The sequence below is a fragment of the Thalassospira sp. MIT1004 genome, assembly GCF_001858545.1.
GTDB lineage: Bacteria > Pseudomonadota > Alphaproteobacteria > Rhodospirillales > Thalassospiraceae > Thalassospira > Thalassospira xiamenensis.
Genome location: NZ_MCAO01000022.1, coordinates 197984 through 212167, shown reverse-complemented (window position 1 = coordinate 212167; position 14184 = coordinate 197984). Strand labels below are relative to the sequence as shown.

The 14184-nt window shown below is 54.3% G+C and carries 16 protein-coding genes; 4 read left to right on the top strand and 12 right to left on the bottom strand.

Annotated elements, in window-relative coordinates; all coding sequences use genetic code 11:
• Window positions 1-15: 15 nt before the first annotated feature.
• The 4 genes from motA to BC440_RS09550 all read left to right on the top strand — a co-directional run bounded on the left by motA (window position 16) and on the right by BC440_RS09550 (window position 3981).
• Window positions 16-870 (top strand): flagellar motor stator protein MotA, encoded by an 855-nt coding sequence (gene motA / locus BC440_RS09565; protein ID WP_071239962.1) that lies wholly within the window; start codon window positions 16-18, stop codon window positions 868-870.
• Window positions 871-912: 42 nt separating this feature from the next.
• Entirely contained in the window at window positions 913-1869 is a 957-nt protein-coding gene (locus BC440_RS09560; protein WP_071239961.1) for a flagellar motor protein MotB, read from the top strand.
• A 111-nt stretch (window positions 1870-1980) separates the two neighbouring features.
• Window positions 1981-2721, top strand: a complete 741-nt coding sequence (locus BC440_RS09555) for an arginyltransferase (protein ID WP_063091947.1) — start codon at window positions 1981-1983, stop codon at window positions 2719-2721.
• Between the two features lie 165 nt (window positions 2722-2886).
• On the top strand, window positions 2887-3981 hold the full coding sequence (locus BC440_RS09550; protein ID WP_037991225.1) for a TRAP transporter substrate-binding protein: 1095 nt from the start codon (window positions 2887-2889) through the stop codon (window positions 3979-3981).
• Between the two features lie 76 nt (window positions 3982-4057).
• Here the strand turns inward: BC440_RS09550 and BC440_RS09545 are convergent, their stop codons facing one another.
• From BC440_RS09545 to BC440_RS09495, 12 genes are all read right to left on the bottom strand, one after another.
• Window positions 4058-5434 carry a TRAP transporter large permease subunit gene (locus tag BC440_RS09545; protein WP_007089500.1) on the bottom strand — a complete coding sequence of 459 codons (1377 nt, stop codon included), beginning with the start codon at window positions 5432-5434 and terminating at the stop codon, window positions 4058-4060.
• Complete coding sequence (locus BC440_RS09540; protein ID WP_071239960.1) at window positions 5434-5979, bottom strand: TRAP transporter small permease subunit; 546 nt, start codon at window positions 5977-5979, stop codon at window positions 5434-5436. The genes BC440_RS09545 and BC440_RS09540 overlap by 1 nt, the downstream gene beginning before the upstream one ends.
• Window positions 5980-6230: 251 nt before the next feature.
• Complete coding sequence (gene parC, locus BC440_RS09535; protein WP_051682324.1) at window positions 6231-8474, bottom strand: DNA topoisomerase IV subunit A; 2244 nt, start codon at window positions 8472-8474, stop codon at window positions 6231-6233.
• 139 nt (window positions 8475-8613) lie between these two features.
• Window positions 8614-9369 carry a DNA repair protein RecO gene (recO, locus tag BC440_RS09530; RefSeq protein WP_007089497.1) on the bottom strand — a complete coding sequence of 252 codons (756 nt, stop codon included), beginning with the start codon at window positions 9367-9369 and terminating at the stop codon, window positions 8614-8616.
• Between the two features lie 9 nt (window positions 9370-9378).
• Entirely contained in the window at window positions 9379-9546 is a 168-nt protein-coding gene (locus tag BC440_RS23115) for a hypothetical protein (protein ID WP_156962684.1), read from the bottom strand.
• Entirely contained in the window at window positions 9546-9749 is a 204-nt protein-coding gene (locus tag BC440_RS09525) for a hypothetical protein (RefSeq protein WP_007089496.1), read from the bottom strand. The genes BC440_RS23115 and BC440_RS09525 overlap by 1 nt, the downstream gene beginning before the upstream one ends.
• Window positions 9750-9826: 77 nt before the next feature.
• Complete coding sequence (gene era, locus BC440_RS09520; protein WP_007089495.1) at window positions 9827-10765, bottom strand: GTPase Era; 939 nt, start codon at window positions 10763-10765, stop codon at window positions 9827-9829.
• Window positions 10758-11441 (bottom strand): ribonuclease III, encoded by a 684-nt coding sequence (gene rnc / locus BC440_RS09515; RefSeq protein WP_007089494.1) that lies wholly within the window; start codon window positions 11439-11441, stop codon window positions 10758-10760. Before rnc ends, era begins: the two co-directional genes overlap by 8 nt.
• Window positions 11441-12187, bottom strand: coding sequence for a signal peptidase I (gene lepB / locus BC440_RS09510; protein WP_037991232.1), 747 nt, complete (start codon window positions 12185-12187; stop codon window positions 11441-11443). Before lepB ends, rnc begins: the two co-directional genes overlap by 1 nt.
• A 30-nt stretch (window positions 12188-12217) precedes the next feature.
• Window positions 12218-12613, bottom strand: coding sequence for a holo-ACP synthase (gene acpS, locus BC440_RS09505; RefSeq protein ID WP_007089492.1), 396 nt, complete (start codon window positions 12611-12613; stop codon window positions 12218-12220).
• Window positions 12613-13359, bottom strand: a complete 747-nt coding sequence (locus BC440_RS09500; protein ID WP_071239959.1) for a pyridoxine 5'-phosphate synthase — start codon at window positions 13357-13359, stop codon at window positions 12613-12615. Before BC440_RS09500 ends, acpS begins: the two co-directional genes overlap by 1 nt.
• On the bottom strand, window positions 13356-14018 hold the full coding sequence (locus BC440_RS09495; RefSeq protein ID WP_223305105.1) for a DUF2062 domain-containing protein: 663 nt from the start codon (window positions 14016-14018) through the stop codon (window positions 13356-13358). Before BC440_RS09495 ends, BC440_RS09500 begins: the two co-directional genes overlap by 4 nt.
• Between the last annotated feature and the right edge of the window lie 166 nt (window positions 14019-14184).

Sequence of the window (14184 nt, the reverse complement as noted above, 5' to 3'; positions counted from 1 at the left end):
AATGGGGACTGCATAATGTTTCTGATTATCGGTTACGTCATAGTACTCGGCTCGGTACTTGGCGGGTATTTGCCTCACGGGTCATTTAGCATTCTCGTTCAACCTCTTGAAGTTCTGATTATTTTCGGGGCTGCGTTTGGTGCATTTCTGACAGCCAATCCGTTAAGCGTTGTCAAACGATCCTTCAGCTATACCCTGCGTGCCATGAAAGGCCCCAAGAAGAAAGCTTCCTATCTTGAGCTTTTGACCTGCCTTTATGCTGTTTTTCGTCTCGCCAAATCAAAGGGCGATCTGGCGCTTGAAAGCCATGTGGAAAACCCCGAAAGCTCAAGCCTTTTCGCAAACTTTCCCGGCGTCACCAAAGACCATCACGCCCTTGAATTCATGTGTGATTATCTTCGATTGCTGACCCTTGGCACCACCAATGCATACGAACTCGAAGCTGTGATCGATCAGGAACTTGAAGCTCATCACGAGGACGAACATTCTGTTTCCGATGCCGTTCAAACAGTTGGCGACGGGCTTCCCGCACTGGGTATTGTCGCCGCCGTTCTTGGGGTTATTGTCACCATGAGTTCCGTGACGGAACCGCCCGAAATTCTGGGTGGCCTGATTGCGGCAGCACTGGTCGGGACATTCCTTGGTATTCTTGGCGCTTATGGTTTTGTCGCACCGACGGCATCCATCATCAAGAAAACGCTTGATGCAGACGCAAAATACTACAGCTGTATAAAGGCGGCACTCATCGGACACATGCAGGGGTATGCGCCGCAGGTTTCGGTAGAATTTGCACGAAAAACCCTGCCACATGATCTTCGGCCAAGCTTCAAGGAACTTGACGAAGCTTTGCAAAATGCACCAACCGCTTGATTTTTGAATAATCCATTTCCGGTTTAGAGAAAAACGCGACGCATGCCCGATATCGTTATAAAGAAAATCAAGAAAGGCGGTCACGGCCACCATGGTGGTGCATGGAAGGTTGCGTATGCCGACTTTGTGACAGCAATGATGGCGTTCTTCCTGCTGCTTTGGCTGCTTAGCAGTGCCACTGAAGAACAGCTACAGGGCGTGTCGAACTATTTCACCCCGGAAACCATTTCTCAAAGCGATTCCGGTTCCGGCGGCATTCTGGGTGGCCAAAGCCTTGCAGAACAAGGTGCCTTACGCTCTGAAACGGGCGCGCCGACGGTCAGCATTGACATTCCCCCGGTAAAAACACCGGAAGAAATGGCCGAGCAACGTCTTGCCGAACAGGAAGACAAGGAATTCAAGGAAGCGGAAGAAGAACTTCGCAAGGCGCTTGAAAGTTCACCTGATTTGCAGGAACTTGCCAAGAATATCCGGATCGAAGAAACCGACGAAGGTCTTCGCATTCAGATTTTGGATGAAGACGGCACCGCAATGTTCCCAAGCGGTAGTGCCGTCATGGCCGACCACACCAAACTTCTGCTGTCAAAGGTTGTCGAAGCTATCCAGGGTATGCCGCAGGATATTTCGATTGAAGGCCATACCGATGCCGTGCCCTTCTCGACAGTCACTGGTTACAGCAACTGGGAACTGTCCTCGGACCGCGCCCTGGCAACCCGTCGGGAACTTGAAACCCAGGGCCTTGCATCCAGCCGCTTCGCCAAAGTTGCCGGCCTTGCCGATACGGACCCGCTGCTCCCCGAAACGCCGGAAAACGAACGCAACAGACGCATCAGCATCACGCTTCTGCGCGGAACCGGTGATCGCCCGGCAGTTGATGGTGAAACCTCCGCCCCTGCGCAGTCTGGCACCCCATCCACCGAACAGGGATCAGGACAAGAATCGGGCAATTCAGCGCCTTCAAACCGGCGCCCCAGCTTCTCTGTCCCTTCAAACCGCTAGGGAATTTTATGGCGAGCTCAGACAATCGTCGGGTTCGCCCTTTAAACCGTCATGATTCATACCTAATCTCATATTATCAGAAGAACCTCTGAAGCCGGGGCAAAACGGTAAATGACAGTCAATCAAAGGCGACTGACACAGCATTACTTCATGACCGCTCCCATGCCATGCCCCTATCTGCCTGGCAGGTTCGAGCGCAAGCTGGTGACAGAACTGCGCGGTCCCGAAGCAAATAACGTTCACGATCTGCTGTCTCGTGCCGGTTTCCGCCGCAGTCATTCTATTGCCTATTTGCCTGCCTGCAGCGAATGTGACGCGTGTGTTCCCGTCCGGGTACGTTCCGAAGATTTCCGCACGACCAGATCGTTTCGTCGTATCGCGGCAAAAAACAATGATCTGATCCGGGCCGTCTCGCCATCCGTCGCCACACAGGAACAGTTTCAGCTTTTCAGTCAGTATCAGGACGCCCGTCACGGCAATGGGGATATGGCGCGGATGGATGCCCGAGACTATCGGGCCATGATCGAAGACAGCACTGTCGACACCTCCATTTTTGAATATCGGCGCCAGAATGGCAGCCTGATCGCGGTTGCACTGGTCGATAACCTCTCTGATGGCCTGTCTGCCGTATACAGCTTCTTTGATCCCTCCGAACAGCGCCGCGGACTTGGAACCTTTATCATTCTTGACCTGATAAAAGAGTCCCAAACCCTTGGTTTACCCCATGTTTATCTTGGATACTGGATCGGAGAGTGCCGAAAGATGTCCTACAAGATGCGCTTTCAACCTCTGGAAGGTTTTCGGGGCGGAAACTGGGTTAGCCTTCCGGCCAGTGACGGTATTGACGGTTAATCTTTGGCTCGCGATACCCCGCCGCAACTACTAGACCAAAGTAGTAGTTCCCCCATCGATCCCCGGTTGCCACATTCTACAGACGCATATAAGCTTTGCTCCAAAGCCGCATGACGGCTTTGAGTCAATAAATCATGAGCTTGCATCTTTGGGAGGCTGTAATCTATGAAACGTCGCCAATTTCTTTCCGGCGCTGCGGTAGCCGGTGCGACCGCTGCGGTCGCGTCTACCTTTGCCAAACCGGCAATCGCACAGGAAGTCCGTGAGTGGCGCATGGTCACGACCTGGCCAAAAAACTTCCCGGGTCTGGGGACCGGGGCGAACCTTTTGGCTGAATATATAAACAAGGCATCAAACGGCCGCATGAAGGTGACCGTTTTTGGCGCGGGCGAAATCGTTCCCGCCTTTGAAGCCATTGATGCTGTCGGTAATGGCACCGTCGAAATGGGCCATGGCGCGCCTTATTACTGGAAGGGTAAAGTCGATGCCACCCAGTATATCGCAGCCATGCCATTCGGACTGAACGCCCAGGAACAGAACGCATGGTTCCAGTGGGGCGGCGGTCAGGAGCTTGCTGATAAAGTCTATTCCGAACTGAACTGCAAATTCTTCCCGTCCGGCAACACCGGCACCCAGATGGGCGGCTGGTTCAACAAGGAAATGAATACGATTGATGACTATAAAGGTCTGAAAATGCGTATTCCGGGCCTTGGCGGTGAAGTCGTCAAAGCTGCGGGTGGTAACGTCGTGAACCTTCCGGGTGGCGAAATTCCGCCTGCCCTTCAGTCCGGTGCGATTGACGCGACCGAATGGGTTGGTCCGTATAATGACCTAGCATTTGGTCTCTATAAATCGGCCAAGTTCTATTACTATCCGGGCTGGCATGAACCGGCGACCGTTCTTGACAACTTCATCAACCTTGATGCGTGGAATGCCCTTCCCGACGACCTCAAGGCAATCGTCGAGCAGGCCAACCGTGCTGTGAACCAGATGGTTCTGTCGGAATTCACCGCACGTAACAATCAGGCGCTCCAGACCCTGCGCGACAAGCACAATGTCGATGTTCGCCCGTTCTCGGACGACATTCTGACAAACCTTGGCGCATTGTCGGGCACGGTTCTGCGTGACCTTGTTGCTTCAAATCCGCTGTCGCAGGAAGTTTTCGAAAGCCTGATCGCGTTCCGTACCCAGTCGATTGGCTGGTCGAAATTCTCGGAATCGGCTTTTGCCCAGGCACGTATCCTGCCGTTCAAATACTAAGTTTTCAGATATCGAAACCGAAAAGGGTCGGCATTTGCCGACCCTTTTTGCATGACAGGTTTTGGCGGGCCTGCGGTTACTTGAACAGCAAATCCGGAAGCCATGTCGCCAGTGCCGGGAACGCCGCCACAAGCCCCAAGCCCAGGACCTGGATCAGGACAAACGGGACAATCCCCCGATAAATGTCCCAGGTCTTGATTGCCGCCGGAGCCACCCCGCGCAGATAGAACAGCGCAAAGCCGAACGGCGGCGTCAGGAAGCTGGTCTGCAGGTTGATGGCAATCATCACGCCAAGCCAGACCGGATCGATATCCATCTTGAGCAGGATCGGGCCAACGATTGGCACAACCACAAACACGATTTCAATGAAATCAAGGAAGAAACCCATGACAAACATCAGCAGCATGACGACCAGCATGGCGCTGAAAACACCGCCAGGAAGGTTATGCAGCAGTTCTTCGACCAGATGATCCCCGCCAAGGCCACGGAAGACCAGCGAGAACACCGATGCGCCCAGCAGGATGACGAAGACCATTGCACTGATCTGAACCGTCTGGCGTGTCACATGGCGTAAAACGTCCCATGACAGGCGTTTATAGAACGCCGCCAGAATGACCGCACCAACACCGCCAAATGCGGCGGACTCAGTCGGTGTTGCAATACCTGTAAGGATCGAGCCCAGCACGGCAACGATCAGCAACCCCGGAGGCATCAGCGCGCGCAGAACTTCACCCCAAAGGCCATCCGGCCGTTTGTCGGTCACCAGCGGCGGTGCCGATTTGGGGTCAATAAAGGCCTGAATGATGATCCAGCAGATATAAAGCCCGACCAGAAGCATGCCGGGAATGAATGCACCGGCAAACAGGTCGATAACCGAAACCGGCTCCGGGGCCCAATTGCCCAGCGAACGTTGTGCTTCGGCGTAAGCGCCTTGCAGGATATCACCGAGCAAAACCAGCACGATCGACGGCGGTATGATCTGCCCCAATGTACCGGATGCACAGATTACCCCGGTCGAAAGACGCGGACTGTATCCGGCCTTTTGCATCGCTGGAAGGCTGAGAAGCCCCATGGTTACAACGGTTGCCCCAACGATACCGGTTGACGCCGCCAGCAGCATCCCGACCAGCACCACCGAAATGCCAAGCCCCGCCCGCATGGTGCCAAACAGAAGCCCCATGGTCGTCAGCAGCTTTTCGGCAATCCGGGCACGTTCGAGCATGACGCCCATGAAAACGAAAAGCGGGATCGCAACATAAAGCTCGTTGGTCATCACACCGAAATAGCGTGACGGCAACGACCCCAGAAGCGGCATGTCAAACACGCCCATCGAGTTGCCGATCAGCGCAAAGGCAAGCCCCGTTCCTGCAAGGGAAAACGCAACCGGAAAACCGAGAAGAAGAACGCCGCAGGCTACTGCGAACATTACAAGGCTAAGAATTTCCCCCGACATCAGACGCCCTCGTGCTCTTCTTCTTTGATTTCAAATTCTTTATGTCCGGCCAGCACAAGAATGCTACGCGCGGCGAGTGACAGCCCCTGCAAAGCAATCAACACGCAGAAAACGAGAATAACCGATTTATAAAGGAACAGCCCCGGCAAGCCGCCGGTTTCATGTGACCCTTCAAGACGAAGCCAGCTGGTCATCACATAGGGGTAACTATAGATATAGACCATAATGATCACCGGCAGCAGCAGCAGCAGGGAACCAAAAAGATCAACCCATGCCTTGTAGCGCGCCGAAGCCGGACGATAGAAGACGTCCACTCGCACATGACCGCCATGTAGCAGCGTGTAACCGGCACCGACCATAAAGACGATACCATGCAGCCACATATAGCTTTCCTGCATCGAAACCCAGCCAATGGAAAAACCGTACCGTAATGTCGCGACCAGGAATGTGATCACGACCATCGGGATTACCAGCCAGGCCACGCCACGTCCGATCCAGTCATTCAGACCGTCAACGAAACGGACGAAACTCCCTAGAAAATTCACGTTTTCACTCCCACGCCCTTTTGGAACTCACAGGGAAATTGCGGGCTCCCTGCCAATCAGGATGCGAAGTTACATATTTACGCCTTAAAACGCTATATATTTTGCCCGTTTCCCGCCTTGTTCAGCATCCTGGATAAAATCAAACCGCGTTTTCACCCGTGATTGACAAATTTCGCCCGGAAACGAGAAAAGGGATAAGAACATCCCTGCCCATATCCCTTTGGAATCTCATCCATTCTGCGAAGGATGCGTTATTCGAACCTGTTTGACCGCGGGAACCCGGTTGGCGGCATGCGTCCGGCACCGGCACGCTTGCCAATCCATTCTGCAAGCTCGGTAACGGTACGTGTACGGCCCTCGCTGCCGCCCATGGTCCAGCTCAGTCCTTCTTCAAGATTGAACAGGACCAAATCAGCCATGCCACCCTGACGGTATTTCTGGAGGATAACACCGCGCCCACGGGTCATTTCAGGGACTTCGGAAACCGGATAGATCAGAAGTTTACGGTTTTCGCCCAGAACAGCAACATGATCCTTGTCGACCGGAAGGCAGATTTTTGCCTCTTCATCCTTGCCAAGGTTCAAAATCTGTTTGCCGTTCTTGGTCTGGGCCACCACATCGGCTTCGGCCACCTGGAAACCGCGACCGGCAGAACTTGCAACAAGCAGGTTCCGGCCCGGCTTATGGATGACCATCGCAACGATGTCATGTTCCTGGGGCAGATCAATCGTCAAACGGATCGGCTCACCATGACCACGTCCGCCCGGCAGCTTGTCGCACGACATCGTGTAACAGCGGCCTTCGGTGCTCATGATCAGAAGCTTGTCCGTCGTGAACGCCTTCAGCGCAAAACGCCCTTCGTCACCGTCCTTGAATTTCAGGTCGCTGATGTCTGACGTATGCCCCTTAAGGGCTCTGATCCAACCCATTTTCGAACAGATCACCATAATGGGTTCACGTTCAATCAGGGCTTCCAGCGGAACTTCGATTTCTTCCGGTGCATCACCGATTTCGGTACGGCGCTTGCCAAGGGCTGTCTTCTTGCCGAATTTCTCGCGCATTTCCTCGACTTCGTCGCGGATTTTCTCCCAGCGCAAGCTTTCACTGGCAAGAAGCGCTTCGAGACCTTCTTTTTCTTCGGTCAGTTTCGCATGCTCGTTCTTGATTTCCATTTCTTCGAGCTTGCGCAAGGACCGCAGACGCATGTTGAGGATCGCATCCGCCTGAACTTCCGTCAGGTCGAAAGTCGACATCAACGACACCTTCGGCTCATCCTCGAAACGAATGATCCGGATGACCTCGTCAAGGTTCAGATAGGCAACAAGATAACCATCAAGCACTTCAAGGCGATGATTGATCTTGGCCAGTCGATGGTTGGAACGACGGATCAGAACGTCCTGACGATGGGCCAGGAACGCACGCAGTACTTCGCGCAGGTTCATGACGCGCGGCGTATTGTCCCCGTCCAGAACGTTCATGTTCAGACCAAACCGGATTTCCAGTTCGGTATTCTTGAACAGCATCTCCATCAAATGTTCCGGCTCGACCGCACGGGTCCGCGGCTCAAACACCAGACGGATCAGGTCGGTCGACTCATCGCGAACATCGGCCAGAAGCGGAAGTTTTTTCAGAACCATCAGATCGGCAATACGCTCGACCAGTTTGGCTTTCTGAACCTGATAGGGAATTTCGGTCACAACGACCTGGAACAGTCCATGACTGAGCTTTTCGACTTCCCATCTGGCGCGCAGACGGAATGAACCGCGCCCGGTGGCATAGGCCTCAAGAATGTTTTCGCGCGGCTCAACCAGAACCCCACCGGTCGGGAAGTCCGGACCCGGAACACAGCGGACGAGTTCGGCAATCGAGGTATCAGGATTATCGATCAGCTTGATCAGGCCGGCACACAGTTCGCCAGCATTGTGCGGTGGAATGTTGGTGGCCATACCAACCGCAATACCGGCCGCACCATTGGCCAGCAGGTTCGGAAACGCTGCCGGCATGACAATCGGTTCGTGATCTTCGCCGTCATATGTCGGGCGGAAATCAACCGCATCTTCGTCAAGGCCATTCATCAGTGCCGCGGCAACGGCTGTCATGCGGGCCTCGGTATAACGCATTGCCGCTGCGTTATCGCCGTCAATGTTGCCAAAGTTCCCCTGCCCGTCGACCAGCGGATAACGGACGGCAAAATCCTGTGCCAAACGCACAAGCGCATCATAGACAGACTGATCACCATGCGGGTGATATTTACCGATCACGTCACCGACAACACGGGCGCATTTCTTGAACCCCTGCGCCGGATCAAGTTTTAGCTGGCGCATGGCATACAGCAGACGCCGATGCACGGGTTTCAGACCATCGCGTACATCGGGAAGAGAACGCGACATGATCGTCGACATGGCATAAGCGAGATAACGTTCGCTCAACGCGTCGGCAAGGCGCGTTTCCCTGATTTGGCCGGCATTGGCCGGATCGGAAGTCTTGGTGCTCATGAACGATTTTTCTTGTTGTTTGGCAGGTTGCAATCAATTCGGCAATTCAGTCCGGTGTCCGGCGCTCAATCACCATTTTGGCAACATACTACGGTGGGTACGGTTATGGTCAACACAAGTCCGCATCAAAGTACGGTATTTATTTTTCATCGGCGTCTACTGCCCGCCAGATATGGCTCACCAGCCGGTCGCGGGCGGCAACGGGCTTCACACCTTTTGCCTCGAAAATATCGCGATGAATGAAAAATCCGGTCAGTTTGATCCCTTGGCGAAACTGTTCATTCAATCCCTGATCGCGGCTGCTTTGTGCGGCCCTGCCTGCGGCAAGGAATGCCGGTAACGGCAACAGGCGATCACGATATGCCGTTCCTGCGGCCTCGGAAACGGCCCGACCGCTTTTGGGGGATACAAAGCAGAGGTCATCGGCAACATCTGTTGCTGCACAACGATCAAGGCTGAGCCCATAGCCAAGCTCGTCAAGCAACCCGACTTCCCATCGGATGTAAGACGCCAGCCATTGTTCCGTCTTAAGGGCGGAAAGCAGTGCAACCGTCCCCTGATACAATGTGGTGTGCGCTTCGCGTTCGGGCAATGTGACTTCCAGCATCGCACAGGCCGAACTCAACGCCATCAAGGGCCCGGGGGATAGCAGCAAATCGGCAACATGCGCGCCCGTCAGTTCGCAACGGAACTGCCCCAGATGTTCTGATAATCTGGCAGACCATCCGACACGAACTTCATTCCCCGGCTCCAGCGTACCGCGCATTGATTTGCTGGTGGCACCGCGCACCATGCCTGCATATCGACCATAGTCGCGCGTCAGCACCGACAAACGGACCGAGTTCTCACCGAGCTTGCGCGTGGAAAGGACGATCGCATCATCACGCCAGTCCATCCTGCACCTCTAGAAAAAACCGCGCGGCACGATCAGACGGGTAACAAGGAAGAAAAGCCCGACAAGGCTGGATGCAAGACAGATGAACGCAACAATAAAAACAATACGTTTCAATGTGTTGCTGCTTGCAACGTGATCAATTGCATCATCAATCGGGTCATTTTCGTGCCTGGTCATTACGACGGTCCATTTCCATTCAAACGCCAAAGCAACCCAAGAACGAAGGTGGCAATAGCCGCCAACAAAGCCAGCAGATTAACCGGGCGCGAAAGGAATGATTTGTCGCGCTCGATATTTTTACCATCATGCCGGTAACGAAACGGTCGCCGGGCGACACGTGCAACGATCATCGCGGCAACGGCGCCAACGACGATCAACACTATTCCCCATAAAGATCCGTTTTCCATATCCAAACCTGCAGGCAGGGCAAATGTGCGCGAAACTTACGCGCCATGTATCAAGCGTTGGGATCAAGTCCCCACATCGCAAAGCGATTGGGATCATCGCCCCAGTTTTCGCGCACCTTGACGAACAGGAACAGATGAACCCGACGTTCGAAAATCGCTTCAAGTTCCTTTCTGGCATCACTGCCAAGAGCCTTGATACGCTTACCACCCTTGCCAAGGATGATGGCTTTCTGGCCTTCGCGCTCGACGAAAATCGTCTGCTCCAGCTTGACGGAACCATCCTTGCGTTCTTCCCACAATTCGGTTTCGACCGTTGCGGAATACGGCAATTCCTGCTGCAGCTGATAGTAAAGTTTTTCGCGCGTTATTTCTGCCGCCAGCAACCGCAACGGCATATCCGAAACATCATCTTCTGGGAACATCCACGGACCATCGGGCATCTTGGCCGCAAGGAAATTCACCAGATCCTGCGTACCAGAACCCTTTTTGGCCGAAATCATGAAGACATCGGTGAAAACTTCCTCGGCAAAGAATTCCTGCGACAGACGCAGCAGCTTTTCCTTGTCGGCCACCTTGTCGACTTTGTTCATCGCCAGAATGGCTTTGCGATTCTGGGATTTAAGCTGATCAATGATCGCGCGCACCTCGTCGGTGATCCCTGCCCCGGCATCAATCACCAGAACAACAAGATCGGCATCATCCGCACCGTTCCAGGCGGCTTTGACCATTGCACGGTCAAGACGGCGCTTCGGCGCAAAAATGCCCGGCGTGTCGATAAACACCAGCTGCGCGTCATCGGTCATGACAATGCCGCGCACGCGCGTGCGTGTTGTTTGCACCTTGGGCGAAACGATGGATACTTTTGTGCCAACAAGCTGATTGAGCAATGTCGATTTTCCGGCGTTTGGCGCCCCGACAAGTGCGACAAAGCCGCAACGCTGCTGATAAGGTAATCTGTCTTCGTTCACCGGAGTGGGAACCTCATTCATGGTTCAGTGTATCCAACATCAATTGAGCAGCCAGTTGTTCTGCCTCGCGTTTCGATTTGCCCTCGGCCTTTACACTTTCACCGTCTCCGGTGCTCAGTTCAATGGTAAAGACAGGTGCATGCGCGGGGCCCTGACGACCGACCATTTCATATTTCGGCAATGGCTTGCCACGTCCCTGCAAAAGTTCCTGCAATCGGGTTTTTGCATCTTGCGGCGGCTTGGGCGCTTCATCGAGAAGCGGCAGCCAGAGCCGTTCGATAAATTCTCTTGCCGGTTCCAGACCACCGTCAAGATAGAGTGCGGCAATCACCGCCTCCATGCAATCAGATAAAATGGCGGGATTGGTATCCGCACCGGCGGCACGTTCGCCTTTTGCCATCTGGATATGGCTGCCAAGGCCGATCTGCTGTGCCAGTCTGGCAAGCGTTTCACGACGCACCAGCGCGACAAAACGCTTGGCCATCGCGCCTTCGCGCTCGCGCCCGAAACGCGTATAAAGCATTTCGGCAACAACCAGCCCCAGAACCCTGTCGCCCAGAAACTCCAGCCGTTCATTGCCGCCGCTTAACGCATCCTTGCCTTTTGCGGCACTGCGATGCGTCAACGCAACCCGAAGCAGATCGGGTTGCGCAAACTCGTGATCAATCTCGGCAATCAATGGCACCGTTTCGGCCATCAGTTGACCCCCTGGAACAGCCGGTCAAACCGGATGCTGCCCAAGTCATAGATCGGCTGGGAACTGTCTTTGGAATAGAACAGGAATTCAGCACGCCCCACGAGGTTCTCGATCGGGACGAACCGGAAGCGCGACGGGAAGGCCCGGCTATCGGCCGAATTGTCGCGGTTATCGCCCATCATGAAGAAATGCCCTTCGGGGACGGTAAACGGTTCGGTGTTATCGCTTGGCCCCTGATCGCCAAAGATCTCGAGGATACGATGAACCTTACCATTCGGAAGTGTTTCGATATATTGCGGAACGGCAATCGCCTGCCCGCTGCCATCGGTCAGGATATAGTCTTCGATCCGGTCACGTTCTACCGTCTGGCCATTAATCAGCAAACGGCCATTGGTGACCTGAACCGTATCGCCCGGCAGGCCGATCACGCGTTTGATGTAATCCTGCGACGGATCAGCAGGCAGTTTGAAAACCACCACATCGCCGCGTTCCGGTTCGGACGACATGATGCGACCGGGAATCAGCGGCACGCTGAACGGCAGGCTGTGCTTTGAATATCCATAGGAAAATTTCGACACAAACAAATAGTCACCAACCAGCAAGGTCGGGATCATCGAACCGGATGGAATATTAAACGGTTCGAAGGCGAATGTCCGAACCAGAAGCGCGATCACAATGGCCCAGAAAACGGTTTTGAAGGTGTCCAGAAGTCCACCCGTTTTCTTCTTTTGCACTAGCTTTTCCATTCAGTATTTAAACCAATCACTTTTTGCCAATCAATCGGCCGAAATTACAACGACCGCATTCGCCAGCGGGTATTCGTCTGTCAGCGTTACATAAACTGATGCAACTTTTCCCTCTGGCGTCAATTCTTCAAGTCTTTTCAGCGCCCCGTCAATCAGGACCATGTCGGGTTTGCCGCTCGGCTGGTGCACAACCCCCATCGTGCTGTGATACACGCCACGACGAAACCCCGTACCCAGCGCCTTGGAACAGGCTTCCTTTGCCGCAAAGGACATCGCCAGTGACGATGCCGTGCGGTGCGGACGACGTTTGGCACGCGCGATCTCGACGTCGGTGAAAACACGGTTCATGAAACGCTCGCCATGGCGTTCCAGCGCGGTTTCAATCCGCCGGATATCACACAGATCGGTGCCAATGCCAATAATCATTATTGGTCGCCACTTTCGTGACGTGCCTCGTCCATCAACCGGCGCATTTCCGCGATACTGTTTTCAAGCCCGGTGAAGACGGCCTCGCCGATCAGAAAATGCCCGATATTGAGTTCGGCAATCTCGGGCATCGCCGCAATTGGTGAAACGGTATCAAAGCCAAGCCCATGCCCGGCATGAACTTCAAGGCCGATACTTGCACCATAACGCACGGCATCCCTAATGCGGTCCAGCTCGCGCGCCTGTGCGGCACCGGTTGCATCGCAATAGGCACCCGTATGGATTTCAACAACAGGCGCGCCAAGATGTCTGGCCGCATCAAGCTGCGCCTTCGATGCTTCGATAAACAGCGATACCCGAATACCGGCAGCCCCCAGTTCGGCAACATATCTTTTCAGGTGATTGTGACCACCCGCCGCATCCAACCCGCCTTCCGTCGTGCGTTCTTCACGCTTCTCCGGAACAATGCAGGCGGCATGGGGTTTTGCCGCAATCGCAATGGCCAGCATTTCATCGGTTGCCGCCATTTCGAAATTCAGCGGAAGATCAATTTCCGCACGTAACCGCTTGATATCATTATCAGAAATATGGCGGCGATCTTCGCGCAAATGGGCCGTAATACCATCGGCACCGGCCTTTGCGGCCAGTTTGGCAGCCCGGACCGGATCGGGATGCGCCCCACCCCGTGCGTTACGGATCGTGGCAACGTGATCGATATTCACACCCAGTCTTAATTTCGCACTCATTGCGTTTCGTCCTGCTTTTTGGTGGCACTGGCCGCTGCCGAACCGATTTTCTTTTTGGCACTTTCAAGCATCGGTCCAAGACCGTGGCGTTCGGATGTTTTCATCCGGCGCAGAATGCGATTGTGACGATAGATGACCACGGCCCGACGTACCGGGAAGTAAAACAGCATCCAGACGACAAGTGAAGTGGGAACACACCCGACCATCATCGGCCAGATAATATCGACGATACTGTCCCACAACTGGCCAAGCCGGGCCTGATCGACCGTATCCCAGTGACCGAAAATCAGGCCACCACCGATATAGCTTAATCCCATGACCACAAAATCCCAAAGGACCGCCATGTTGAAATGCACGGTATCCGCGGCACGATCAACGCCAAGGATCCAGTTCCCGCACGTATATAACCACAGCCATATGAAGGGGAATGTCCAGGGATTGCCGACAATGGTGCCAAGCAATGACGCCACCAGATTGCTGCGCGTCAGCATGCTGAACAATGCCGAAAGGACAAAATGGAAGCCGATAAACGGAGTAAAGGATATTGCCGCCCCAATGGCAAAGCCCGAAGCAATGCTATAGGGCGTCCCGGGAAGTCGCGCGACCCGATGGGCGAAATATCGCGAAGACCTACGCCAGCCGCCGCGCGGCCAAAGCACATTTCTTATGCGTTGAAAAGATGTCGGTTTGATACGGCGCCGGAACATGCAGGATCAATTCATAGGCCAAACGGGACAGGCATAAAACAGGTGTGGCATATGCGTAAGTGTTAGCCGCCCGAATGGCAAGGGTTTTGCGCCCGATTTGACCAAAAGGCGAACTCCT